The organism is Finegoldia sp. P1-F-LS (genome assembly GCF_052932205.1).
In genome coordinates, this window is the sequence record NZ_JBRFJH010000032.1 from 1 (window position 1) to 447 (window position 447).

Annotated in this window: 1 rRNA gene; it reads right to left on the reverse strand. The window is 44.3% G+C overall.

The features are described 5' to 3' along the window. A 23S ribosomal RNA gene (locus tag ACU68Y_RS09130) occupies positions 1-447 on the reverse strand; the annotation flags it as partial.

Here is a 447-nt window from a genome sequence, read left to right on the forward strand (position 1 = left end):
TTTCACTCCCCTCCCGGGGTTCTTTTCACCTTTCCCTCACGGTACTATTCGCTATCGGTCACCAGGTAGTATTTAGCCTTAGGGGGTGGTCCCCCTATCTTCCCACAGAATTTCACGTGCTCCGTGGTACTCTTCTTAAAGTGTCTCTATTCTGATTTCGACTACAAGACTGTTACTTTCTTTGGTTCTTCTTTCCATAAGATTTGTCTATCAGTTTAGTCTTACTTTAATGGGCTTCTCTCTGTTCGCTCGCCGCTACTTGGAGAATCGAGTTTTCTTTCTTTTCTTGTTCCTACTTAGATGTTTCAGTTCAGAACATTCGCTTCCATACGCTATGTATTTACGTATGGATACTAGAGTGTGTCTAGTAGGTTTCCCCATTCGGATTCCCCCGAGTCACTGGATATTTGCTCCTACTCGAGGTTTTCGTTGCTTGTCACGTCCTTC